This window comes from Cysteiniphilum sp. QT6929 (assembly GCF_030035755.1).
In the GTDB taxonomy this organism is placed as follows: Bacteria; Pseudomonadota; Gammaproteobacteria; order Francisellales; family Francisellaceae; genus Caedibacter; species Caedibacter litoralis.
Window position 1 is genome coordinate 284,942 of sequence record NZ_CP103983.1, and the last position, 22,172, is coordinate 307,113.

Annotated in this window: 20 protein-coding genes; 6 read left to right on the forward strand and 14 right to left on the reverse strand. The window is 38.0% G+C overall.

Annotation, left to right across the window (positions count from 1 at the left end; translation table 11 throughout):
* Window positions 1-6: 6 nt before the first annotated feature.
* The gene (locus NYP54_RS01265) at window positions 7-939 is read left to right on the forward strand and encodes a Ppx/GppA family phosphatase (protein WP_117001291.1); all 933 of its coding nucleotides are present in this window, start codon (window positions 7-9) and stop codon (window positions 937-939) included.
* Between the two features lie 2 nt (window positions 940-941).
* Window positions 942-2,225, forward strand: a complete 1,284-nt coding sequence (locus NYP54_RS01270) for a replication-associated recombination protein A (protein WP_283156815.1) — start codon at window positions 942-944, stop codon at window positions 2,223-2,225.
* A 116-nt stretch (window positions 2,226-2,341) separates the two neighbouring features.
* Here the strand turns inward: NYP54_RS01270 and NYP54_RS01275 are convergent, their stop codons facing one another.
* The 4 genes from NYP54_RS01275 to NYP54_RS01290 form a co-directional block, all read right to left on the reverse strand.
* On the reverse strand, window positions 2,342-3,508 hold the full coding sequence (locus tag NYP54_RS01275; RefSeq protein ID WP_283156816.1) for an MFS transporter: 1,167 nt from the start codon (window positions 3,506-3,508) through the stop codon (window positions 2,342-2,344).
* Window positions 3,509-3,789: 281 nt separating this feature from the next.
* Window positions 3,790-4,320: a hypothetical protein gene (locus tag NYP54_RS01280; protein WP_283156817.1), complete on the reverse strand. Its 531-nt coding sequence runs from the start codon at window positions 4,318-4,320 to the stop codon at window positions 3,790-3,792.
* Window positions 4,314-4,799, reverse strand: coding sequence for a hypothetical protein (locus NYP54_RS01285; protein ID WP_283156818.1), 486 nt, complete (start codon window positions 4,797-4,799; stop codon window positions 4,314-4,316). The genes NYP54_RS01280 and NYP54_RS01285 overlap by 7 nt, the downstream gene beginning before the upstream one ends.
* 98 nt (window positions 4,800-4,897) lie before the next feature.
* Window positions 4,898-5,476: a recombinase family protein gene (locus NYP54_RS01290; protein WP_283156819.1), complete on the reverse strand. Its 579-nt coding sequence runs from the start codon at window positions 5,474-5,476 to the stop codon at window positions 4,898-4,900.
* Between the two features lie 149 nt (window positions 5,477-5,625).
* Between NYP54_RS01290 and NYP54_RS01295 the strand changes: the two genes are divergently transcribed.
* From NYP54_RS01295 to NYP54_RS01305, 3 genes are all read left to right on the forward strand, one after another.
* Window positions 5,626-5,781 carry a hypothetical protein gene (locus NYP54_RS01295; protein WP_283156820.1) on the forward strand — a complete coding sequence of 52 codons (156 nt, stop codon included), beginning with the start codon at window positions 5,626-5,628 and terminating at the stop codon, window positions 5,779-5,781.
* 73 nt (window positions 5,782-5,854) lie between these two features.
* Window positions 5,855-7,264, forward strand: a complete 1,410-nt coding sequence (locus tag NYP54_RS01300; protein ID WP_283156821.1) for an IS66 family transposase — start codon at window positions 5,855-5,857, stop codon at window positions 7,262-7,264.
* Between the two features lie 42 nt (window positions 7,265-7,306).
* Window positions 7,307-8,041, forward strand: a complete 735-nt coding sequence (locus NYP54_RS01305; protein WP_283156822.1) for an SDR family oxidoreductase — start codon at window positions 7,307-7,309, stop codon at window positions 8,039-8,041.
* 56 nt (window positions 8,042-8,097) lie between these two features.
* Here the strand turns inward: NYP54_RS01305 and NYP54_RS01310 are convergent, their stop codons facing one another.
* The 6 genes from NYP54_RS01310 to NYP54_RS01335 all read right to left on the reverse strand — a co-directional run bounded on the left by NYP54_RS01310 (window position 8,098) and on the right by NYP54_RS01335 (window position 13,762).
* Window positions 8,098-9,264: an acyl-CoA desaturase gene (locus NYP54_RS01310; RefSeq protein WP_283156823.1), complete on the reverse strand. Its 1,167-nt coding sequence runs from the start codon at window positions 9,262-9,264 to the stop codon at window positions 8,098-8,100.
* A 109-nt stretch (window positions 9,265-9,373) separates the two neighbouring features.
* Complete coding sequence (locus NYP54_RS01315; RefSeq protein WP_283156824.1) at window positions 9,374-10,384, reverse strand: glucokinase; 1,011 nt, start codon at window positions 10,382-10,384, stop codon at window positions 9,374-9,376.
* A 218-nt stretch (window positions 10,385-10,602) separates the two neighbouring features.
* Window positions 10,603-11,484 (reverse strand): SGNH/GDSL hydrolase family protein, encoded by an 882-nt coding sequence (locus NYP54_RS01320; RefSeq protein ID WP_283156825.1) that lies wholly within the window; start codon window positions 11,482-11,484, stop codon window positions 10,603-10,605.
* Window positions 11,471-12,190 carry a type 1 glutamine amidotransferase gene (locus NYP54_RS01325; protein WP_283156826.1) on the reverse strand — a complete coding sequence of 240 codons (720 nt, stop codon included), beginning with the start codon at window positions 12,188-12,190 and terminating at the stop codon, window positions 11,471-11,473. The genes NYP54_RS01320 and NYP54_RS01325 overlap by 14 nt, the downstream gene beginning before the upstream one ends.
* A gap of 25 nt (window positions 12,191-12,215) precedes the next feature.
* The gene (locus tag NYP54_RS01330) at window positions 12,216-13,124 is read right to left on the reverse strand and encodes a ParB/RepB/Spo0J family partition protein (protein WP_283156827.1); all 909 of its coding nucleotides are present in this window, start codon (window positions 13,122-13,124) and stop codon (window positions 12,216-12,218) included.
* On the reverse strand, window positions 13,121-13,762 hold the full coding sequence (locus NYP54_RS01335; RefSeq protein WP_349293344.1) for a ParA family protein: 642 nt from the start codon (window positions 13,760-13,762) through the stop codon (window positions 13,121-13,123). The genes NYP54_RS01330 and NYP54_RS01335 overlap by 4 nt, the downstream gene beginning before the upstream one ends.
* A 182-nt stretch (window positions 13,763-13,944) precedes the next feature.
* Between NYP54_RS01335 and NYP54_RS01340 the strand changes: the two genes are divergently transcribed.
* Window positions 13,945-14,547, forward strand: coding sequence for a UPF0149 family protein (locus tag NYP54_RS01340; RefSeq protein ID WP_283156829.1), 603 nt, complete (start codon window positions 13,945-13,947; stop codon window positions 14,545-14,547).
* Between the two features lie 49 nt (window positions 14,548-14,596).
* Here NYP54_RS01340 and NYP54_RS01345 read toward each other — a convergent pair whose 3' ends face one another.
* From NYP54_RS01345 to NYP54_RS01360, 4 genes are all read right to left on the reverse strand, one after another.
* The gene (locus NYP54_RS01345; RefSeq protein ID WP_283156830.1) at window positions 14,597-17,698 is read right to left on the reverse strand and encodes an efflux RND transporter permease subunit; all 3,102 of its coding nucleotides are present in this window, start codon (window positions 17,696-17,698) and stop codon (window positions 14,597-14,599) included.
* A gap of 14 nt (window positions 17,699-17,712) precedes the next feature.
* Window positions 17,713-19,251: an efflux RND transporter periplasmic adaptor subunit gene (locus NYP54_RS01350; RefSeq protein ID WP_283156831.1), complete on the reverse strand. Its 1,539-nt coding sequence runs from the start codon at window positions 19,249-19,251 to the stop codon at window positions 17,713-17,715.
* Between the two features lie 167 nt (window positions 19,252-19,418).
* Window positions 19,419-21,674 (reverse strand): heavy metal translocating P-type ATPase, encoded by a 2,256-nt coding sequence (locus NYP54_RS01355; protein ID WP_283156832.1) that lies wholly within the window; start codon window positions 21,672-21,674, stop codon window positions 19,419-19,421.
* Window positions 21,667-22,107: a heavy metal-responsive transcriptional regulator gene (locus NYP54_RS01360; protein WP_283156833.1), complete on the reverse strand. Its 441-nt coding sequence runs from the start codon at window positions 22,105-22,107 to the stop codon at window positions 21,667-21,669. The genes NYP54_RS01355 and NYP54_RS01360 overlap by 8 nt, the downstream gene beginning before the upstream one ends.
* Between the last annotated feature and the right edge of the window lie 65 nt (window positions 22,108-22,172).

A 22,172-nucleotide genomic window follows, 5' to 3' on the forward strand; every position in this document is an offset into this window, starting at 1 on the left:
TACATTATGTCGAGTAAAAAAGTAGCGACAATCGATTTGGGTTCTAATAGTTTTCATATGTTGATTTCCGAGGTGACAACCGAAGGTGATATCAAAGAGCTTTATCGCGGTAAAAGTAAAGTACAGCTAAGAGCGGGGCTTACTGATGACATGGGACTTACTGATGAAGCCAAAACACGTGCTTTGGAATGTTTGCAAAATTTTGCTTTGTCCATTGATCATTATCAGGTAGATGAAGTCAAAGTCGTTGGCACATATACTCTACGTAAGGCACAGGACAATATTCAGGACTTTTTAACAGAAGCTCAACATATCTTAAAAACAAAAATTGAAGTTATCTCGGGTGAAGAAGAAGCGCGTCTTGTCTATGTAGGCGCTTCATCTGTAACACAAGCCAAAAAGAAACAAGCTTTAATTATTGATATTGGTGGTGGTTCAACAGAATTGGTCATTGGTAAGGGGCAGAATCTAAAAGCTTTAGTCAGTCTTGAAATGGGTTGTGTCAGCATGCAAAATCAATTCTTTAATGACGGTTTATTAAGCTTATCCAATATGAGTCAAGCGATTATATATGCAAATACTTTGATTGAACCAATTGCCACAGAATACATTCAAAAGGGCTGGGAAGTCGTTCTGGGATCCTCTGGCACTATTCGCTCCATTGCGGATTTGGCCTTAGCAAATAACTGGTCAGATGGCAGTATCACACGTGAGGTTTTAGAGAATTTGGCTGCTGAGTTATTACAAAAGAAGGTGGTTGCTAATATTCACTTTAATGGTCTAAGAGCAGATCGCGAAAACATTCTGGCGGGTGGATTTTGCGTGCTCTATGCGCTGTTTAATCGTTTATCGATTAAAAACATGTTGAAATCAGATGGTGCATTGCGTGAAGGAATGTTATACGAAATCGTCAATAATTATCAAAATAATAAGGATTAGCTATGTCTTATGTTCAAGCGCCCTTAGCCTATCGAATGCGCCCTAAAAACATCAAAGACTATGTCGGGCAACGACATTTATTAGGTGAGCAAAAGATACTAACACGGATGCTTGATAAGTCTCATATCGTATCAATGATCTTCTATGGCGATCCTGGTGTTGGTAAAACCACTTTGGCCAAAGTCTTGGCCCATGAGCTTTCCTATCACTTTATAGAGCTATCGGCAGTTAGTGCCGGTGTTAAAGACATTAAGCTTGCTGTGGAATCGGCAAAAATGCATTTTGCTGAGCATAAGCAGGCAACTATTTTATTTTTAGATGAGATTCATCGCTTTAATAAATCACAACAAGATGCATTATTACCTCATGTTGAAAGTGGTGATTTAATCTTAATTGGTGCGACTACGGAGAATCCATTTTTTTCCGTTAACAATGCGCTATTATCGCGCTTAACTGTATTGCGTTTAAAACCGTTGTCTCTTGAAGATATTAGTGAGCTTTTGCAATATGTGCTTATCTATGATGAGACACTATCAGCGCATGAGCTCACATTACCCGATACGGTTATTGAGAAAATATATCATTATGCTAAAGGCGATTGCCGACAAGCGCTTAATGTCCTTGAAATGCTCTTTTTAATGGCAGATACCAATGAACAAAAAGCAGTTGAATTAAATGATGAATTGCTAAATATTGCGCTGGGTGAAAACGCGCATAAGCTTGATAAGCAAGGTGATTATTTCTACGATCAATTATCGGCATTTCATAAGTCAGTGCGCGGCTCTGATCCAGATGCTGCGATTTTCTGGCTTGCTAATATGATTGAAAGTGGCGCTGATCCTTTGGTGATCGCAAGACGTATGCTTTGTATTGCTTCAGAAGATATTGGTAATGCTGACCCACGCGCGCTTAATATTGCCTTAGATGCATGGCAGTCGTATGAACGTTTAGGATTACCAGAAGGGCGCTTGCCACTAATTCAGGCAGCAATTTACCTCGCTTCAGCGCCTAAGAGTAACGCATCATACATGGCATATAAGAATGTTTTTAGCGATTTAAAAAATCATTCAGATGTCAGCGTACCAATGCATTTGCGTAATGTGAAACCCGCAGGAGAGGTAGCAGGGCAAAGCTATAAATACCCACATGACTTTCCAGATGCGTATGTTAATCAGCGCTATTTACCGGAAGGTGTAACTCACCAATATTACTACCCAACGGATAGGGGGCTTGAAAGTAAGATCGCACAAAAGCTTACGTATTTAAAATCAAAATATAAAATGTAATATATCGAATATATCGTAAATAACTATTTACATTAAACTCAATAGCACCTGCAGCGCTGGGCTAACAAGCATCAGGTTGAATTAAAATAACAAAAAGCAGGGCGCTCGTGCCAATTTTAAGACTTTTTTGTAGTTGTTAGCATTTGAATAATGACAACAATAACAACCGTCACAAGATAAAGCACAACAAACTCTGTTAGCGTATGGATGTGAAAAAGACTGGCAATGGACGTCATTACACTAATAATCAACATCACTGCAGCACCGGTAATGGCACCTGCAGTACCGCCTAATTGCGGAAATAAACTTAAGGTCTTACTCAAGTAAATAGGATATAAAATACCGGTAAGAAAGCAGGCAATAAATATATTAATAAGTAATATGCTAAGGCTTTGGCTAAAGGCAAAACTCATAATAAGGAATACAACATTACTTATAAGCAAAATGGCAAATGAGATATTCATTAGAATTTTATCATCAACAAAGCTTAATAGGCGTCTGACGATTGTTCCGGCAAAATAAGCGATACCAATAAATAACGAGATATAACCAAAGATTGCGGCAGAATAATATAATATTTCTTGAATATAAAAGCTGCCAATAATCCCAAAATAAAGCAGCAGCATATACAGCACGCCACTTTGTAAAATAGCCCCTAAAAACTGCTGACAGCTTAGGACGAGCTTATAATTAGCAAACACTTTAGATAGACTTAATTTGTGCTTGTGTACATGTGTTTCAGGCACATAACGATAAACAAACGCCATAAGAATAAAGGAATAAAATGCAAGAAACACAAAGCTTGCTTTCCATGAAATATACTCCTGCAACAAGCCGCCAATAAAGGGTGCCAAAATCGGTCCAAGCCCCCAAGCAATCGTCATTGATGAAGAGACTTTTTTCATCTCTTGCGCGCTAAAGATATCGGTGGCTTGCGCACGATTCATCGATGACACGCTGCCCGCGCAAATGCCCGTGATAAAACGGAAAATAATAACCCATGACATTGACGGTGATAATGCAATAGCAATATTAAATACCATATTAAGTGCCAAACTCCACAAGACAATTTTGCGCCGTCCCAAAGCATCAGCAATCGTGCCAAAAACAATCATGCCAATAAATGCACCGAGCATAAATAAACTAATGCTTAATTTAGTTGCTGCTGCCGTGCTATTAAAATAGGCACTCATATGTGGCAATGAAGGTGTGTAAAGATCAATACCAATACCAAATATTGGCGTACAAAGTAAAAGCGCTATCAGCGTCTTGGATTTATCCATGATGATTAAATAATAAGGTCAGTTTGCATAATAAAAGATGATAGTTACTTTGGTTGAATTAACAAGATGATCACAAGCATAAATGCATGAAGCTTATTATGAGGCAGTTGTTTTACTATGATTATATAGCTTCGCATAATATATATTATGTTAAATTAAATCTACCATACTTTTATAGGGGTTTCCTACAGAGCCCTCCAATTTTCCCTGTTTTGTAATTTCCTAACCTTTTAGCCTACTATGAAGGATGGTTCTAGGTGTATATAGTTTATGAGTTATATTTACTGTGCTTGATGCTTATTAATGATTGTGGAGCATAGTTGATACTGGCCATCAAAATTTAATCTTATCAAATTAGATGAGTGTTCATTATTATACTTAGTTATATTGTTTATATTATTATTTTTTATTTCAAGCTGAATATGTACAATATTATTGCCCGTAACTTCATCATTTAAAAGCGTATATTTGGTTGAATATTGAAAAACATAGCATGCATCATTGCTTTTAGATAAGATAAATATTAAATAAGACATTTCTGTATTTTGTTTGTTTAGGAATGGTTTAATTTTATCATATCCATATTGGTAATTATTTTTTAAAGCAATAGGTTTTAAGATATATAACTTAAAGTTTTCATAGTCATGGCGAGCTGCTTGATCATTTACAGGCTTTAGTAAAACTGGCTCATAATCATTGATTTTAATATCAAAGCTTAAATCATTTTCTTTGTATTCAGATGAATATGCAGCGGTGCACAGAAATAAATATAAAAATCCCATGTAAAGATAGTGGAAAAGCTTTCCTAACATTGAGGTTCACCATCTGTCATTGATAATAATTGCCAACTATACAAATACCCTGTTGTATATAACGCATGTGCTGGGGCGCATTTTTGGCTAAATGATGCAGTATAATCACCGTTATATCTCAAAACAATATCGAAACTGATTGGCTTGCTACATTTATTAACTATCACCCATGTATTACCATACTCAGGACTAACATATGCTCCAACACAACCTATATTTTTAAGATTTTTGCTAGAGGTGAAAAAAATTTGTTCTTGTTTCATAATTTTGTCTAATTGACTTTGATTCAAGATAGTTGGCTCACCCAAACTAACTTCTTTAACTTTAGCTGGGTTTATTTGATATTTACTTAACGTATTCATTAATGCAGGGTTATTATATGGAAAAACATTTTGATTACCTGCAAAAGCACTGACTGCAGTAGCTGAAAGTACACTTATAAGTGCTAATGATGAGCATGCTTTTTTAAAAGAATTCATTTCTTTGGTCTCCTTGTGTTAGATTTTGTAAAGCCAGTTTACAAAGAAAAGCTAACATAAAAACTAGTCACTCGCAACATGGGCAGTATTTTATCTGATTACTGTTTTTTAACGTTTGATCTAGCTTTTAGATACTTGTAAAGCGTTGTACGAGAAATATTAAGTTGATTGGCAATTTCTTCAGTTGTCAGTTCTTTTTGATTGTAAAGCGCTTCAGCAATGCGAGCTTTTTTCTTGGGTTCTTCAGACAAACCTTTGGGACGACCACCCATTTTACCTCTTGATCTAGCTGATTTTAAACCTGCCATTGTTCTCTCACAAATTAGGTCTTTTTCAAACTCTGCAAGTGAAGCAAAAATATTGAACATAAACTTACCTTGAATGGTAGTAGTGTCAATGGGGTCATTGAGACTTAATATCGCTACCTCTTTTGCAAGTAGCTCATTCACCACTTGAATCAGATGGTGCAATGAACGTCCCATGCGATCAAATTTCCAAATAACCAAAGTATCCCCTTTTGATATTTCATTAAGCAGCTTTAACCATTCTGGACGATCTGCCTTGGCGCCTTTGGCTACTTCATAGAAAATCTTTTGACATCCAGCTTTTTTAAGTGCATCCATTTGTAAATCTAAAGACTGGTCTTTGGTGCTGACACGCGCATATCCGTATTTCATTTTATCTGCAAACTAAACCTTAATATTTTTAGCTTATATTAACTTTGATAAAGTAAATAGCAATTTCTTACAAATTTTACTACGATTCGTAACGATTTTGTTTAACAATGATTTGCAAGCTTTAACGAGGGTTTTTATGAACACTTCAAATGTCAAAAAATGAACAGCGAATTCAATTATTAAACGAACAACAAATTGATGAGTTATACCATATCCCTAGATTTTCAGCTGATGGCAGAGAAGCTTTTTTTGACCTTAATGAAAATGAAAAAACAATTGTAACTACCCAGCAGGTTAGATTTTGATAAATGATACTTTTTGGCAATTTTTCCAGATTTGATGTTTTCATTTGCAAATAAATATGGCGTAATTTGATTGATGGATATGAAACTAGAAAAAATGATTCAAGAGCTATTAGCTAGAATCGACACGCTTGAGCGTGAAAATGCTCGATTAAAAGAGGAGATTGAGCAACTTAAGAAGCGGCTTTCCAAGAATAGTCGTAACAGCTCAAAACCGCCTTCAAGCGATGGTTTGTCACGTCCTAACAAAAATAACAGTGTCAGCGAAAAAGGTAAACTTAAATCCAAGGCTACCAAGAAGAAATCAGGTGGTCAAAAAGATCATAATGGTAGCAATCTTTGGCAAGCTAAACCAGATGAAGTCGTGACTAAATCTGTAACGAGTTGCGATCATTGCCAGAGCGATTTAAGTGACACAAAAGCACAAGGCTATGTAAGACGCCAGTTACATGATCTACCTGAAATGCCAAAGCTTAAGGTGATTGAATATTGTCATGAGAAAAAGTGTTGTCCGAACTGTCAGAAATATACGACGGCAAGTTTTCCAGAAGGTATTAATGCGCCAGTGCAGTATGGCAATAACCTAAAAAGCTATACGACGTATTTGCAAAATCAACACTTTATTCCTGAGCAACGCGTTCAGCAGTTGTTAGAGGATTTATTTGGTGTCAGTGTAGCAAAAGCCAGTATTGCAGAGTTTAGTCAAACATGTGCTGATCAATTGATTGAGTTCGAGCAAATGGTGTTTGATAAGCTAAAAAGTGCTCCAGTTAAACATCTAGATGAAACTGGTTATCGCATATGCTCAAAAACCCAATGGTTACATGTTTGTTCAAATGCGGACTATACTTTTTATCACGTGAGTCCTAAGCGTAAATCTCTACTGACTGGTCTAACAGGTGTGGTGGTTCATGATCATTGGAGATCCTATTTTACACTTGAAGGTGTAAGTCATGCATTATGCAATGCTCATCACTTGCGTGAGTTACGATCTTTAGCTGAAGATGGCGAGATTTGGGCAAAACGTATGATGAGATTATTGAGGAAGAGCTGTCACTTGGTGAATATATCTGATCAATCAGTGTTATTGCCTGATAAACAGGCTTTAATCAGCAAAATTTATGATCGGATTGTAGCTGATGGTCTTAAATACCATGAGATTTTGATGCCTTTAGCAAGCACTGGTAAACGAGGTAAGAAAAAACGACGAACGGGGCACAACTTATTATTACGATTGCGTGATTACAAGAATGACGTGCTTAGATTTATCTATGATTCAGAAGTTCCTTTTACTAATAATCAGGCTGAAAATGACTTGCGCATGATGAAGGTAAAACAAAAGGTATCAGGCTGTTTTCGTAGTGAAACTGGCGCTCAAAAGTTTGTGCGTATTCGCACATTATTATCGACTGCTCGCAAACAGGGTTGGAAGATTATTGACAACATTGCAGGTATTTTTGATGGCAAAGTCCCACAGTTCAATTAACAAGCTGCTGGGTAGTTACAAATAGCAAGGAGAAATTTTTTGATGAATACACAAGAAAATAAAAAACTAGTTGTGATCACTGGAGCTAGCTCTGGTTTTGGTGCAGCGATTGCCAAAAAACTCAGTGCAGATGGTTTTCCATTACTACTAATTGCAAGACGTTTAAATAAACTCGAAGCACTTAAGTTACCTAATACCATTTGCGCTAAAGTTGACATTACTGATCGCAATGCTTTTGAAAAAGCTGTAAGAGATGCCGAGAAAAAGTTTGGAAAAACCGACTGTCTAATTAATAACGCGGGTGTCATGCTACTTGGTCAGATTGACAATCAACATGCAAGCGAGTTCTCCAAAATGCTTGATGTTAATGTCAACGCCCTACTTAATGGCATGCAGATTGTTCTTTCTGATATGAAGCAGCGTAACGAAGGAACAATTATTAATATTAGCTCAATTGCCGGAAGAAAAACCTTTCCTAACCATGCTGCTTATTGTGGCACTAAATTTGCCGTGCATGCAATCAGTGAAAATGTTCGAGAAGAAGTTGCCGAACATAATGTTCGTGTAATCACTATAGCACCAGGTGCTGCTGAAACTGAATTATTAAGCCATACTTCATCATCAGAGATAAAAGTTGGTTATGAAGCATGGAAAGATGATATGGGCGGAGTTTTATCCGCTGATGATGTTGCTAATGCCGCTATCTATGCTTATATGCAACCACAAAATGTTTGCATTCGCGAAATTGTTATTGCGGCAACAAAACAACAACCTTAATTGATATATACCCATCACAAAGTGATTTGTGGAGGGGGGGTTATCTGACTTTAACCTTAAGCAGCACGTCCATTTTGTGACTTGGCAAGTTTAACTGACGAATAAGCCATTACGCGCCATACTTTGCGTTCAGTTTTGAATTTACGCTTTAATTCCTTATAGCGCTCTTTAAGTTGAATTATTTGTGTTGATGAAAGTTTATCTTTCTTTGCTTGCAAACAAGCTTGTTTGGCTTTAGCCCAGTCTTTAATGCTATCAAAAAGCAATTTATACTGCGTCTCTAAGCGCTGCTCAAAGTCAACAACTAACTTGATATAACGTTTATCTTTAAGCTTGTTTTGTGCATGTTTCAATTGCATCGACGCGCGTGCTGCTTCAATCACAGGCTTTGGTGTGGTTTTTAGATCATATGCCCAACCAATTTTTGATGCACTAAAAATAATCCATTTAGAAGGATCAAAGTCATACCATTTGACACCATTGCGATAGTCTCCAGCATACTTGTGATGATAGTTATGATAACCCTCTCCATAAGTTACTAATGACAAAATAGGATTATCACGTGCGGTATTCTCATCAGAGTATTTCTGTTTACCCCAAATGTGCGCTAGGGAATTAATAAAGAATGTAAAATGATGATTAAGCACTAAACGTAATAAGCCCGCTAATAACAAACATCCACCAATGCTGCCATAGGTAGCCCCAATAAGCATTGGCAATAATACACACATAAAAATAGCTAATGGCACATAGTATTTATGTTGAAAAGCAACGATCTTATCTTTCTCAAGATCATTTACGTTTTCAATTTTACCCACTTTTCTTGGTAACTCTCTTAGCATCCAAGTGAAATGACTATACCAAAAGCCTTTGGTTGCTGCATAAGGATCAAGTTCCTTATCATCAACATGACGATGATGTTTACGATGGTCCGATGACCATTTAATAATACTGTTTTGTAAAGCTGCCGCACCAAATAGCATAAAAAAGATCTTAAGTGGCGCTTTTGCCTTATAGGCGCGATGCGACCACAAGCGATGATAGCCTGCAGTAATCGACAAGCCAGTTGCTATCATAAAAAAGGCAAACCAAAGCCAGTCAGCTAAGGAAAAGCCATAAGTTATGGCATAATATGGAATAAATATTAATGCCGCAATCGGTGTTAACGTTAAAATCAGCACACTTTTCATATCCAGTGGCCGTTTTTCTACATTGTTTTGCATACGTATCCTTTTTCTAAGTTAATTCAGCAAAAAACAAAAATGCGAAAACGCAAAGAGAAAAATGAATTTCCACTGCTCATCTTATCGCAAATCTCTAAAAATACTAGGATTATTTTTCGCACAATGACAAGGCAAAAGCGCTAGCCCCTTTTATACCTACATCAGTATCCATCACGACAAAAACCGGAATCTCCTTCATTAATCCCGTCATACGTCCTTTATCATGGAAGTTTTTCATAAAGCGACCATCTTGCATTTGTTTAATAAGCTTGGGCGCAATGCCGCCAACAATATAAAGTCCACGTTTTGGCAAAGTAGCTAGCGCCATATTTCCAGCGACTGCACCATAAACTCGAATAAAAATATCAACGGCTCTTAGTGACATCGGATCACCCTTTTCAACGGCATATTGCGTAACTAGTTGCGCTTGATCGCCACCTTTGTGCATATCGCGTCTTAATTCAGGTGACTCTGGTTGATTATATAAAGGGTTAGCAACGACGTATTTATAGATATTAACAAGACCAGGACCGCAACAAATACGTTCAATGGACACGCGATGCAGCTTCTTCTTTAAAAATTGAAACAAACCAATCTGCTCATCATCAACTGGTGCAAAATCTTGATGTCCGCCTTCGCTTGGATAAACAAAGGTTTTGTTATCATGTTTAGTAACGATTCCCATGCCAATGCCAGTGCCCGCACCAACCATTGCAATCGGTGCATTTTGATCAATCGGCGCTTGTTGCAAACAGACTAAATCTTTAGTCTCTACCGAATCTAAACCATAGCCAATTGAGGCAAAATCATTAATTAATTTAACCTTACTAATATCAAGGGTTAAAACTTCAGCTAATTCAGTTTCGGTAAGTCCCCATGGTAGATTGGTGAATTCAATCGCACCATTTTTAACAGGACCTGCCACAGCAATACAAGCAGCTTTAATCAGTGCTTTATCAATCGACGATTCGGCAAGAAACTTCTCAATAATGGCGGATAAGCTTTTAAAATCAACGGCTAAATATTTTTTAGCAAACAATACTTTTGATTTTTTGTCTTTATACTCAGTCAACTGCAAACGTGTATTGGTTCCACCAACATCACCAGCTAATACGATCATCTTGTTTGTCCTTGTTATTTAACAAATTAAATCATGGTTAACACTCTAGAGTTACCACAACACCCCGCCTCGCAAGCTCAGCACCCCTCTTGCAAAGAGGGGAATAAAATCACTGTTGTCTAATTCCCCTCTTTGCAAGAGGGGTGGCAGCCGTAGGCTGACGGGGTGTTTATAAAATCATATTTTTCATAAAATACGTAACTTCAGTTAATAATTCACTACAACGGATGTAGTAAGTCAAATATTTTCTCAGCAAGCATTTTTTGTGCTTTGGTTGTTGGGTGAACATAATCCCAAAATAAATGTGTCTGTGGATCATGTTCAATCGGAATATCTGTTTGGATTTCACCATTAGCATCAACACCACCAAAGCTTCTAATACAGGCTTCCGTTGCATTATCAAAACCAAATGCCATTGGTGTTTCTAAGGCTTCGTGCAATAAGGCATAGGCATCAAATAAATGAATCTGTACGAAAGGATATTTCTCTTTAAGCTTATTAACACCGATTTCAAGCTGCTTATTCTGCTTGATAATATTACGCTTGATATATTTCTTAAGCCAAATAACTACAGGCTTTGGAAAAGGTGTCACCTCATAAGCAGGTGCGACAGTCACATCTGGCACATTCCAGACAACAACTCTCTTGGCACCAAGCTTAATGACTCGATCAATACTAGAAAGTAAATCACTGGCAACGCGATAGACCGCGGGAAAGTTTAAGAAAGGTTTTTCATTATGCACAGCAAATAAAAAGTTATTGCCACCACCATTTAGCATAATAAGCGCATTATCAGCAAAGCGCCCTTGTCGAGCAACATAGCGATCAATCTGATTTTGTACTGAAAAAGAATGCGCTGTTAATAATGATTTTGGATTTTTACCTGAGGTGCATGCACCACCTATGGCATAATTATTTACTTTAATATCCGCTACTGTTTGCTGCTTTTCTTTGAGCATCTTGCCAAGATACTCACAAGCAACCAATCCATCGCTAAAGCGCCCGCGGTCATAAGGCGCTCCTGGAATTTCAAGTGTTTTAATTAAATTGCCATTATCTTGTAGGCTATCGCCAAATACTACAATACTACCAACAATCATCGTTAGCTCCTTCAAAAAAATTAACCATCCACTGCGCAACCACCCTACCATGATCACGCATTCTCAAGCTATCTATGCCTGACTCAAAGCAATGTGATAATGCTTCTTTTTGCTCTTTTATTAATAAATGATTATGTGCACGCAACATTTCAGGGTGAGCTTGCATTCCCCAAACTAAATTATCAATCACAAACATCTGTATAGGACAAAAGGTGTTTGTGGCAATCAAAGTCGCATTTTGCGGCAGCTCAAGCACTTGATCTTGATGATAAAAAGTCAAGCTTAAATGATCGTGAAACGGGCACATCCAAGCTTGTCTTTCAAGTATTTTAATGCACTGCACGCCAACACCCCAGCCCTTAACAGAGCGTTCAACCCGTCCGCCTAAGGCTTGCGCTAGGATTTGATGACCAAAGCAAATACCAATCATCTTTTTATGTAAACTAAACAATGTCTTTATGTAATTTTCTAGGACACAGATCCATGGCAGACGTTCAAATGATGTCGCTTTGCTGCCGGTAATAATAAACTTGTCATAATGATTGATATCCTTTGGGTATTCACCAACGGTCACATCAAAAACATCAATATCGACAATAGTTGAGACTTTCAAAAAAAGATTAGCAAACATATCAGGATAATTGCCCCCCGAAACACAGTGGCGATACTCTGGAATATGATCAGCTTGCAGTAAGGCTATTTTCATTAAGATCTCTTTGAACCCCAACTCGTTAAATCATCTCTTTGAGCTGCATTAATGCTGCTTTTGATAACTTGAACGTATAGAGTTTACTGGCATGTTCTTTATCTGCTTTAAAGCCGATTACCCCATCATCTAAATTCAAGATTTCTTCAATCTGAATTGAGCTTTCTTTGTCGTCAAGCTTATCTTGTTTCTTATACCATGTTTCTTTAGCACGCTTGATTGCTTGGCGATAAGCGCCATGAATTTTATTCTCTCGCACTTTTTGCACAAATTGATTGGCAACTTGCGGTAATTCATCCTCAAGCTTTTTCAATTCATATAGTGTACGCACATCATCGATCAAACCATCCTGACTTAATAGGCGAATTGCTTGTGATGATTTGGCAAGTTTTAAGCGCATCGATACCCAGCTTGGCTCACGCCCTAAAGACTCAGCAACTTCTGCTTTGTTCACTTTGCGTTTCATCACAAGCTCAGTTAAAGCATCGGCCTCTTCAAAGGGGGAGACTTTTTCACGTTGCTCATTCTCAAGCAATTGAATAATTAAAATATCATTGTCCGCTTCATCACGTAAAATGCATGGCACACTTTCAAGCTTAAGCTCTTTTGCCGCTCTAAACCTACGCTCACCAGCAATAATATGATAAAAACCATCATCCTTTTTAGGCGTTACAATAATCGGCTGGATAATGCCCTTTTGCGCGATACTCTGCGCCAAAGTGTCAATATTTCTAAAGATTTTACGTGGCTGATTTGGATCAGGCATTAATTCATTTAAATTGATATTAAGCAACCCACCTGATTGTGCTGCATGTTCATTTAAAGTTTTAAGCTTAAGTGCCAGTAGCGCTTCCTTTTTATTATCAGCACTGCCATCAACACTGCCTAATTCATGCACTCTTTTTCTATTGGCTAAGGATATTTTGGCACTCATGCAGTCACTCCTGAGAATGAAGCCACGATTTCCTTAGCTAGTCTTCTGACTTGAACATGAACATTGCTCTCAGGTGCGTAATCGCCAATATACATACCAGAGGCCTCAGCTTCGACAAACTTAACACTTTGCGGAATAAACGTACTAAATGATTTCCCCTCTTCCTCTAGCACATTAAGCAAGCTGCGCGACATGTTTGAGCCTTTAACAACGCGATTAGCAAGTAGTTTATAAGGGCGATCAGCAGTTAGAGCTAGATCTTTTGCTTCAAGAAGTCCTGATAAATCCATGCCACTGGGCGCCGCTGGAATAACCACTAAGTCTGCCAATAAAGCAGCCTTTAAGGCAGCCGTTTGGAAATTCGGTGGCGTATCAATAACGATATAATCCACCTTTGATTTGACTTCTGCAATTGCCTCTCTGGCATGCTTTTCATCCACCTGAATAACATTATCAGCCGAGTCTTCATTTTTAGCTGCCCACGACCAAGCATCTGGCTTGTCTTTATCCATATCAATAACTAATACAGAATGACCTAATTCCTTAAGTCCACCATAAATATTCATTGCGGTTGTTGTCTTACCAGAGCCACCTTTTTGTTGTAAAAGGGCAATTACTTTTGCTGTCTTCATCTTCAACTGATTAAGTTACGTTTAATGCTTGTGCCAGTATATAACACTCATCAAGCATTTTACAGCCTTTCTGCCATGGCTTTTTTGCTTTATTCCGTATGAAGCATAGTGTTTATTTTGATTCAATGATTAAGTTTGATTATACTCTCAAATGAATTTCAAAGAATGATAACAAACAAGGATGCATTATGCATAACAAAGCCTCAAGCAAACCCACTAAATTCGATTCCAATAAAGCCAATGAGCTCGATGATCTGCTTCTTAATTTATATCCAGAACCCGCCGATGATTTTGATAAAGATGAACATATTTTCTCGTTATCTATGTTAGATGGATATCTCACAGCCGTATTGCTTTGCCCTGATATGATAGATCATGAAGATTGGTTAGAAGGTGTTTGGCAAGAAGATGCACTACCTCAATTTAAATCTCAAGCAGAAAAAGAAAAACTGATCAAACTGTTAATTGCTGAACACAGCCGTGTCAAAAAAGCATTTGCCAATGAGCTGACTGAGTTTGAACCACTTGTTTATCACGAAATGCATAATGGTCAAGCATTGCCTGCGATTGATCTATGGCTTGATGGCTTTGAACGTGGCTTTGAGTACTTCGTAGATGCTTGGATATTAAACCCGCAAATCGAAGCCGTGATTGACGATATTTTAGGATTTGATGATGATTGCGATTTTGAGCATCTGTCATTGGATCAACGTAATAAGTCACTAGAGAGACTCACTGATTTAATCATTCAGTTGTATGCATTAATTTGCAGTAACCCAAATGCCAAATAGTAACTAATAAACGTATCTATTATCATATTAAGTCGACGGGATAATCATCTTACTTTAACAAACGCCTTTTTTGATAAACATAGTACACAGCCGGCAGTAGCAATAGCGCTAAAATGGTCGCACTAATCATGCCACCGACCATTGGTGTTGCAATACGCTGCATAACTTCTGATCCAGTTCCTGTTGCAAACATAATAGGAATCAAACCAATAATAATCGTCGCCACCGTCATTGTGATTGGGCGCACGCGCAGTAATGCCCCCTCAATAATGGCGCGTTTAATATCATCTTCAGACAATGTTTCTCTATTAAGAGATTGTATCGTTTGATTCATATAAACCAGCATCAGCACACCAATTTCAACGGCAACGCCAGCTAATGCGATAAAACCAACTCCTACAGCTACCGACAAATTATAATTTAAAAGATAGATTAACCAAATCCCACCAACGATAGATAGTGGCAAAGTCAATACAATCATTAAGACATCAGCGACTCGTCGGAAGCTTAAATACAATAACAATAAAATAATTGCCACAGCAATGGGAACAACTTTTAAAAGTTGTTGATTAGCGCGCTGCATATATTCATATTGCCCTGAAAAACTGAGTGCATATCCAGTTGGTAACGATAGTTTTTGATCTAATAGCGCTTGTGCTTCATGTATATAACTGCCAACATCACCTTTGATATCAACCAACACGAGTCCTGTTAAACGTCCGTTCTCACTTTTAATCATCGGCGCGCCTTTATCGATATAAATATCAGCAACTTCTGATAAAGCAATATGTGCACCCGTTGCTGTCACAATCGGTAATGCTTTGAGTTTCTCTAAAGAGTCTCTATCATATTGTGGAAATCTTAGATTGACAGGATATCGCTCTAACCCTTCAACGGTTTCGGTGATATTCATCCCCCCTACTGCCATTGAGATGAGCGATTGAATTTCAGCAATGGAAAGCCCATAGTTCGCCGCCTTTTTGCGATTGATATCAATATTGATATAACGTCCACCTTCCGAACGATCAGCATAAACGGATGTAGTGTTAGGCAATTGATTTAACAGCTTCTCAATCTTGCTACCTAAAACTTGAATCTCTGCTAAATTATCACCTGAGATTTTGATACCAATTGGTGTTTTAATCCCCGTTGATAACATATCAATACGTGTACGAATCGGCATCACCCATGCATTAGTCACACCTGGGATCTTAACCGCCTGATCAAGTTCTTGTTTGATCTTTTCAAATGTCATGCCTTTGCGCCATTGTGACTTAGGCTTAAACTGAATCACTGCTTCAATCATGGTTAAAGGGGCAGGATCGGTTGCCGTTTGCGCGCGACCAATCTTGCCAAAAACCGTTTTAACCTCAGGAACTGTTTTAATCAAACGATCTGTTTGCTGCAACACTTGCTCAGCTTTACCAATCGAAACACCAGGGACAAGTGTCGGCATATACATCAAGTCTCCTTCGTTCATATCAGGCATAAACTCATAACCAATATGCTTTAACGGATAAAGCGTTATTGCCACAATGATTAAGCACGCCAATATCGTTGTTTTTGGAAACTTAAGCACCCCATTTAAAAATGGCTTATAAGCTGCCATTAGGATACGGTTTATTGGGTTTTTATGCTCTGACACGATCTTACCACGAATTAGATAGCCCATCAGTACCGGCACTAGTGTAATTGAAAGACCAGCTGCCGCTGCCATGGCATAAGTTTTAGTATAGGCTAAGGGCGAAAAAAGCTTGCCCTCTTGTGCTTGTAAAGCAAATACGGGCAAGAAGCTTAAAGTGATAATTAATAATGAAAAGAAAATAGGCGGACCGACTTCAGCAGTGGCTTTGGCAATTAACTGCCAGCGGTTATCCTTGGTCACTACGTTCTTTTCAAAGTGTTTATGTACATTCTCAATCATCACAATAGCAGCATCCACCATTGCACCAATAGCGATGGCAATCCCTCCAAGCGACATAATATTTGCATTGATCCCTTGAAGACGCATAATAATAAATGCGCATAATATGCCAATCGGCAAGCTGATTAATACCACCAGTGAAGAGCGAATATGAAATAAAAATACCAAGCAAACCAATAATACGATGATCAACTCTTCGATTAATTTATCACTTAAATTATCAATCGCATTATGAATAAGCGTTGAACGATCATAGGTTTCAACAACTTCAACCCCAAGAGGGAGGCTTTTTTGTAAAGACTGTAGCTTAGCTTTAACCGCCTTAATGGTTGCCAGTGCATTTTCACCATCACGCATCACAATGATACCACCAACACTATCGCCTTCCCCATTTAAGTCAGCAACACCTCGACGCATTTCAGGGCCAATATTAATCGTTGCAATATCTTTAAGCAGTATTGCCGTACCATTTTGCATGACACCAACGGGAATATCTTTGATCGATTGTGAATTTTTCAGATAGCCATTGGTTCTAACCATATATTCAGCTTCTGCCATCTCAAGCACTGAACCTCCTACTTCCTGATTAGCCTCAATAATGGCTTGCTTGATTTTATTTAAATTCAAGTTATAAGCGCGAATGGCATTAGGGTTTAAGGTAATTTGATACTGTTTAACCATACCACCAACGGTTGCAACCTCTGAGACACCGGGTACAGTTTGTAACTCGTATTTTAAAAACCAATTTTGCAAGCTGGTTAGCTTTGAAATATCCGTATTGTGTGATCGATCAACCAAGGCATATTGATAAATCCAGCCAACCCCTGTGGCATCTGGCCCCAAGGCACTTTTTACAGAAGCCGGTAACTTGTTTGAAACCTGACTTAAAATTTCTAAAACACGTGAGCGCGCCCAATAAGGATCCGTGCCATCTTTGAAAATAATATAGACATATGAATCTCCAAAGAATGAGTAGCCACGCACGCTCTGCGCGCCAGGCACTGATAACATTGCCGTTGACAATGGGTAGGTTACTTGGTCTTCAACAACTTGAGGTGCTTGCCCTGGGTAATTGGTTTTAACAATGACTTGCACATCAGAAAGATCTGGAATTGCATCAACAGAGGTTGTTTTAATAGCGTAAATGCCTGCAACAATTAATGCAATTGTTGCGACTATTACTAAAAATCTATTTTTAATTGACCAATAAATCACATTTTTTATCATAACTCCCCCCTTCCTTAGTGCCCTGAGATTTTAGTAATCACATAGTCATTGGCTTGTTTCTCAAACTCAAAATGAATACGTTCAGAGGGCTTTAATTCATCTAAACTCACCTTATTTGAAACACTAAAAGGCATTGTCATGGCAGGCCAATTAAGCGCCTTAATTGGTTCATGTGATAAGATGATGATATGCTTTTCTTTATCTATTTTTTGCACTACCCCCATTCCTTGATAAAGACTAGATTTGGATTGGTTTGACATCTTATCCATTTTTGTTTGAGACTTATGATTAGCATTAAGACGTTTCAGACTTGCTTGAACATTGGATTCTGAGTCGATTAAAAATAGACTCGAGGTAACGATATTATCATTTGTGGTTAATCCTGCCAAAATTTGCGTATAACCATTTGCTTCAAGCCCTAATTTAACTTCTTGTGCGCTAAATTGACCTTGTCCATTTTCTAAAATCACATAACTAAGATCTTTCAAACGAATAATTGCCGAGCTTGGTATCGTTAAAGATTTATCTAATTTTTTCGATAAAATACTAACATCCATATAAAGATTTGGCTTAAGCAATTGATCTTTATTATCGAGTGTTGCACGAATTGTCACGGTTCGCGTCACTGGATCAATTGTTGGTGAGATAAACGTAAGTTTGCCTTTGAAAATTTCGTTAGTACTATTGATCTTGCCACTGATTTCATCACCGATATTAAGATATTGCACCTGACTAGGAAAAACTTCTGCACTTAACCATACGGTGCTTAAATCAACAATAGACATGATGTTTTTATCTGGTGTGATATACATGCCTTCTTTGGCTTCAAGCTCAGAAACCACGCCCGAAATCGGAGCATAAATATCAATAAGCACATCGGCTTTTTTGTTTTTTTCAATACGCGTTATCTGCTTATCCGAGATCCCTAATGCTCTAAGTTTAAGCTTGGCCGCATTGATATAATCCGTCTGATCAGTATATTGAGATGTCTCTGAACTAGTCGTAGCAGGCTTGCTTTGTAACGCGAGCACAAATTCCTGTTCTGCCTCTAATAATTTTGGCGAATAGATCTGGGCTATTAGCTGGCCTTTGGTTACTTCTTTGCCAACTTCAGCAACTTGAAGTTTACGTATCCATCCATTTTCATAGGTATGCACATGCTCAACATAATTGTCATTTTCTTTAATAACACCTAATGCATCAATATTAATACGCAAGCTGCGATATTTCACCGGTTCAACTTGCACACCAATGTTGTTCATCACCTCAGGTGAGATTTTCACGCCATTTGCTGTAGATGACTCGGCATAAACAGGGACTAGATCCATCCCCATTGGCGACTTTCCTGGCTGATCTCTTTTGTAGTTTGGATCCATTGGCGCCACCCAATATAGTGGTTTTTTAGCTTTTTGATCCACATTACCTTTATTACTTTGCTTACTTTCATCTAAAGGTAATGCATAAAAAATGGCAAAACCAATCACACCGCCTAAAACAATCAGCCCCAGATTTTTAAGTTTTACATGCTTATTTTTTGTAATTTCTTTCTGCATTTATCCGCCTCCAAACATACTATTAACTACGCTACAACGACTGTGCCTTGATACATATTCATCTGACAACTAAAGTGATAAACCCCTTTGGGGAGCTTATGACAGCCAAAACCAATACACCACAAAAATGGCTATAATGATTAATAGAACATTCACAATAACCGTAATCATGCCGTTTCTCCTTGAACTATGTTATTTTCAACTCTTTTAATTTTTGTAACTTTAAAAAATCGTAATCGATTGGCGTTGGTCACGACGGTTAACGATGATGCCGCCATTGCAGCTGCTGCAATCATTGGACTTAAAAGCACACCAAAAACAGGAAATAAAATGCCTGCAGCCACTGGAATCCCCAAGCCATTGTAGATAAAAGCACCAAATAGGTTTTGCTTGATATTCTTCATCGTAGCGCGTGAAACTAAAATAGCATTAAGAACACCCATGAGTGAACTACGCATCAAAGTAATATCGGCACTTTCTATCGCAATATCCGTGCCATTACCAATCGCAAACCCCACATCTGCTTGTGCTAATGCAGGCGCGTCATTAATCCCATCGCCAACCATGGCAACCGTTTCATTTTTCTGTTGTAAGGCTTTGATATGCTTAAGTTTATCCTCTGGCATACTTTCGGCTAAGACATTATCTATACCAAGCGTTTTAGCAATTGCTTGTGCGGTTTGTTTATTATCGCCTGTGATCATCGTAATTTGGATGTTATTGCGCTTGAATGTATCAATAGCTTCTTTGGCATGCTCTTTAACTGGATCAGCAACGGCTATAGTGCCACTTAATACCTTATTAATTGCTACATATATTACCGTTTGACCTTGATGGCTTTTAGTTGTCGCCAGTGCTTCTAACACAACATTTTCAACGCCATGACTTGCCATCATTTTATGATTACCAATGATAATATTCTGACTGTCGACATCTCCTGTTACACCAAGTCCGGTATGACTCTGGAAATTATTAACGGGTAATAACTCTGCTGAGTTTAACACTTTTTTGACAATTGCCTCAGCCAATGGGTGCTCAGAATGCGCCTCTAAACTCGCCGCTATTTTTAATAAATCTTGTTCATTAATACCATCAACACAAGTTACACTGACAACTTCAGGTTGCCCTTTGGTAATTGTACCGGTTTTATCAAGCACCACGTGTGTTATTTTACTGGCAGTTTGTAAGGCTTCACCATTTTTGATTAAAATGCCTAGTTGTGCGGCCTTACCCATCCCCACAATAATTGAAATTGGCGTTGCTAAACCTAGTGCGCATGGACATGCAATCACAAGTACTGTAATACCTGTGACAAGCATAAAACCAATACCAAATCCCAAATTAAACCAAACAAGTGCCGCTGCAATTGCGCATAATATAACAAAAGGGACAAAGTAGCCTGATACCGTATCGGCAAAGCGCGCAATAGATGGCTTGGTATTTTGCGCTTGTTTCACCAATGCAATGATTTGCGACAGTATCGTATCTTTAGTGAGTTTAGTCACACGATAGTTAAAACTACCCGTTTTATTGATGGTACCTGAAAATACTTTATCTGACATTGACTTTGCAACAGCTACGGGCTCACCAGTTAACATCGACTCATCAACATAAGAGCTACCCTCGATAATCTCACCATCTAGTGCAATTTTAGATCCCGGCTTCACACGGACTACATCACCTAGCTTCAGCTGATCAATGGCAACCTTCTCCTCTTGCCCATCATCATTAATACGATAGGCAAATTTGGGTTGCAAACCAATAAGTTGTTTAATCGCTTCAGATGTTTTACCCCGCGCCTTGTGCTCTAACCAAGCGCCAAGATTAACCAGTGCGATGATAATAAGTGCTGCCTCAAGATAATTATGTCTGGCATTTTCAGGGATTATTGCTGGCGTTATAATCACAATTATTGAATAAATCCATGCGGCTATCGTGCCTAAACTAATGAGTGTATCCATTGTTGCATGATGCTGCAAAAAAGCTTTATAGGCTGATTTATATAAATGTGCAGCTGATGTAACCATAATAACAAGTGTAATCAGCGCCATAATAAGCCAAAATATATTCATGCTATGCGGCATAATTACTGGCGAGTATGAACTCATACCATAAAACATTAAAAATAAGCCAAAAACACCAGGAATAATTACTTTCTGCCACAGCTTAGATTTTTCAGCCAATGTGTTTTTTTCGGAATCTTCGGTGATTTGTTCAGCAATATAACCTAATTGCTTTAAGCGTTGAATAATATCTAGTGCTTTAAGACTTGTTTCAACCTGAAGGGTTCTATCGGCAAAATTAACGCGACCTTCTGTGATTTCTGGTGTTTTAGCAAGCGCTGATTCAATCTTGCCAACACAGCTCATGCATGAGACATTTTTCAATGCAAACTCATACTGATTTATTTTTGCATTATTCATTATCAACTTGCTCCTTGCTGTTTTTTTTCATTATTTTTGTGTTTTTTGTATTTTGATAAAGATCTTTCAAAATCGGACAGTTTTTGCTGTCTGCCTTACCGTCACAAGACTGCTCAAGCTTTGTAAGATGCTGTTTTAACTGAGTCAATAGTGCAATTTTCTCATTAACATCTTCTAGTTTTTGCCAAACTCTTTGCTTAATTTCAGCACTTGATAAATTTTTATCCTCAATCGCAAATAGCTCAGAAATTTCACTCAAACTAAAGCCTATATATTTGGCATTTTCAATAAAACATATCTTATCAATGATTGATTGGTCATATTGTCGGTAACCGCTAACACTTCGCTTGGGCTTTAATAAACCAATCTTTTCATAATGCCTTAAAGTGACCGTTGTAATCCCTAATTGCTGCGAAAGCTCACCAATATTCATAACATCTCCAGATGATTTGTGATAGGTACAATATAAGATTAACCTTAGGGTTAAGGTCAAGGAAT

Excerpts from the sequence above, each read along its gene's own strand:
- NYP54_RS01265 (WP_117001291.1), top strand. The coding sequence starts at position 7 with ATGTCGAGTAAAAAAGTAGCGACAATCGATTTGGGTTCTAATAGTTTT.
- NYP54_RS01270 (WP_283156815.1), top strand. The coding sequence starts at position 942 with ATGTCTTATGTTCAAGCGCCCTTAGCCTATCGAATGCGCCCTAAAAAC.
- NYP54_RS01275 (WP_283156816.1), bottom strand. The coding sequence starts at position 3,508 with ATGGATAAATCCAAGACGCTGATAGCGCTTTTACTTTGTACGCCAATA.
- NYP54_RS01280 (WP_283156817.1), bottom strand. The coding sequence starts at position 4,320 with ATGTTAGGAAAGCTTTTCCACTATCTTTACATGGGATTTTTATATTTA.
- NYP54_RS01285 (WP_283156818.1), bottom strand. The coding sequence starts at position 4,799 with ATGAATTCTTTTAAAAAAGCATGCTCATCATTAGCACTTATAAGTGTA.
- NYP54_RS01290 (WP_283156819.1), bottom strand. The coding sequence starts at position 5,476 with ATGAAATACGGATATGCGCGTGTCAGCACCAAAGACCAGTCTTTAGAT.
- NYP54_RS01295 (WP_283156820.1), top strand. The coding sequence starts at position 5,626 with ATGTCAAAAAATGAACAGCGAATTCAATTATTAAACGAACAACAAATT.
- NYP54_RS01300 (WP_283156821.1), top strand. The coding sequence starts at position 5,855 with ATGGATATGAAACTAGAAAAAATGATTCAAGAGCTATTAGCTAGAATC.
- NYP54_RS01305 (WP_283156822.1), top strand. The coding sequence starts at position 7,307 with ATGAATACACAAGAAAATAAAAAACTAGTTGTGATCACTGGAGCTAGC.
- NYP54_RS01310 (WP_283156823.1), bottom strand. The coding sequence starts at position 9,264 with ATGCAAAACAATGTAGAAAAACGGCCACTGGATATGAAAAGTGTGCTG.
- NYP54_RS01315 (WP_283156824.1), bottom strand. The coding sequence starts at position 10,384 with ATGATCGTATTAGCTGGTGATGTTGGTGGAACCAATACACGTTTGCAG.
- NYP54_RS01320 (WP_283156825.1), bottom strand. The coding sequence starts at position 11,484 with ATGATTGTTGGTAGTATTGTAGTATTTGGCGATAGCCTACAAGATAAT.
- NYP54_RS01325 (WP_283156826.1), bottom strand. The coding sequence starts at position 12,190 with ATGAAAATAGCCTTACTGCAAGCTGATCATATTCCAGAGTATCGCCAC.
- NYP54_RS01330 (WP_283156827.1), bottom strand. The coding sequence starts at position 13,124 with ATGAGTGCCAAAATATCCTTAGCCAATAGAAAAAGAGTGCATGAATTA.
- NYP54_RS01340 (WP_283156829.1), top strand. The coding sequence starts at position 13,945 with ATGCATAACAAAGCCTCAAGCAAACCCACTAAATTCGATTCCAATAAA.
- NYP54_RS01345 (WP_283156830.1), bottom strand. The coding sequence starts at position 17,698 with ATGATAAAAAATGTGATTTATTGGTCAATTAAAAATAGATTTTTAGTA.
- NYP54_RS01350 (WP_283156831.1), bottom strand. The coding sequence starts at position 19,251 with ATGCAGAAAGAAATTACAAAAAATAAGCATGTAAAACTTAAAAATCTG.
- NYP54_RS01355 (WP_283156832.1), bottom strand. The coding sequence starts at position 21,674 with ATGAATAATGCAAAAATAAATCAGTATGAGTTTGCATTGAAAAATGTC.
- NYP54_RS01360 (WP_283156833.1), bottom strand. The coding sequence starts at position 22,107 with ATGAATATTGGTGAGCTTTCGCAGCAATTAGGGATTACAACGGTCACT.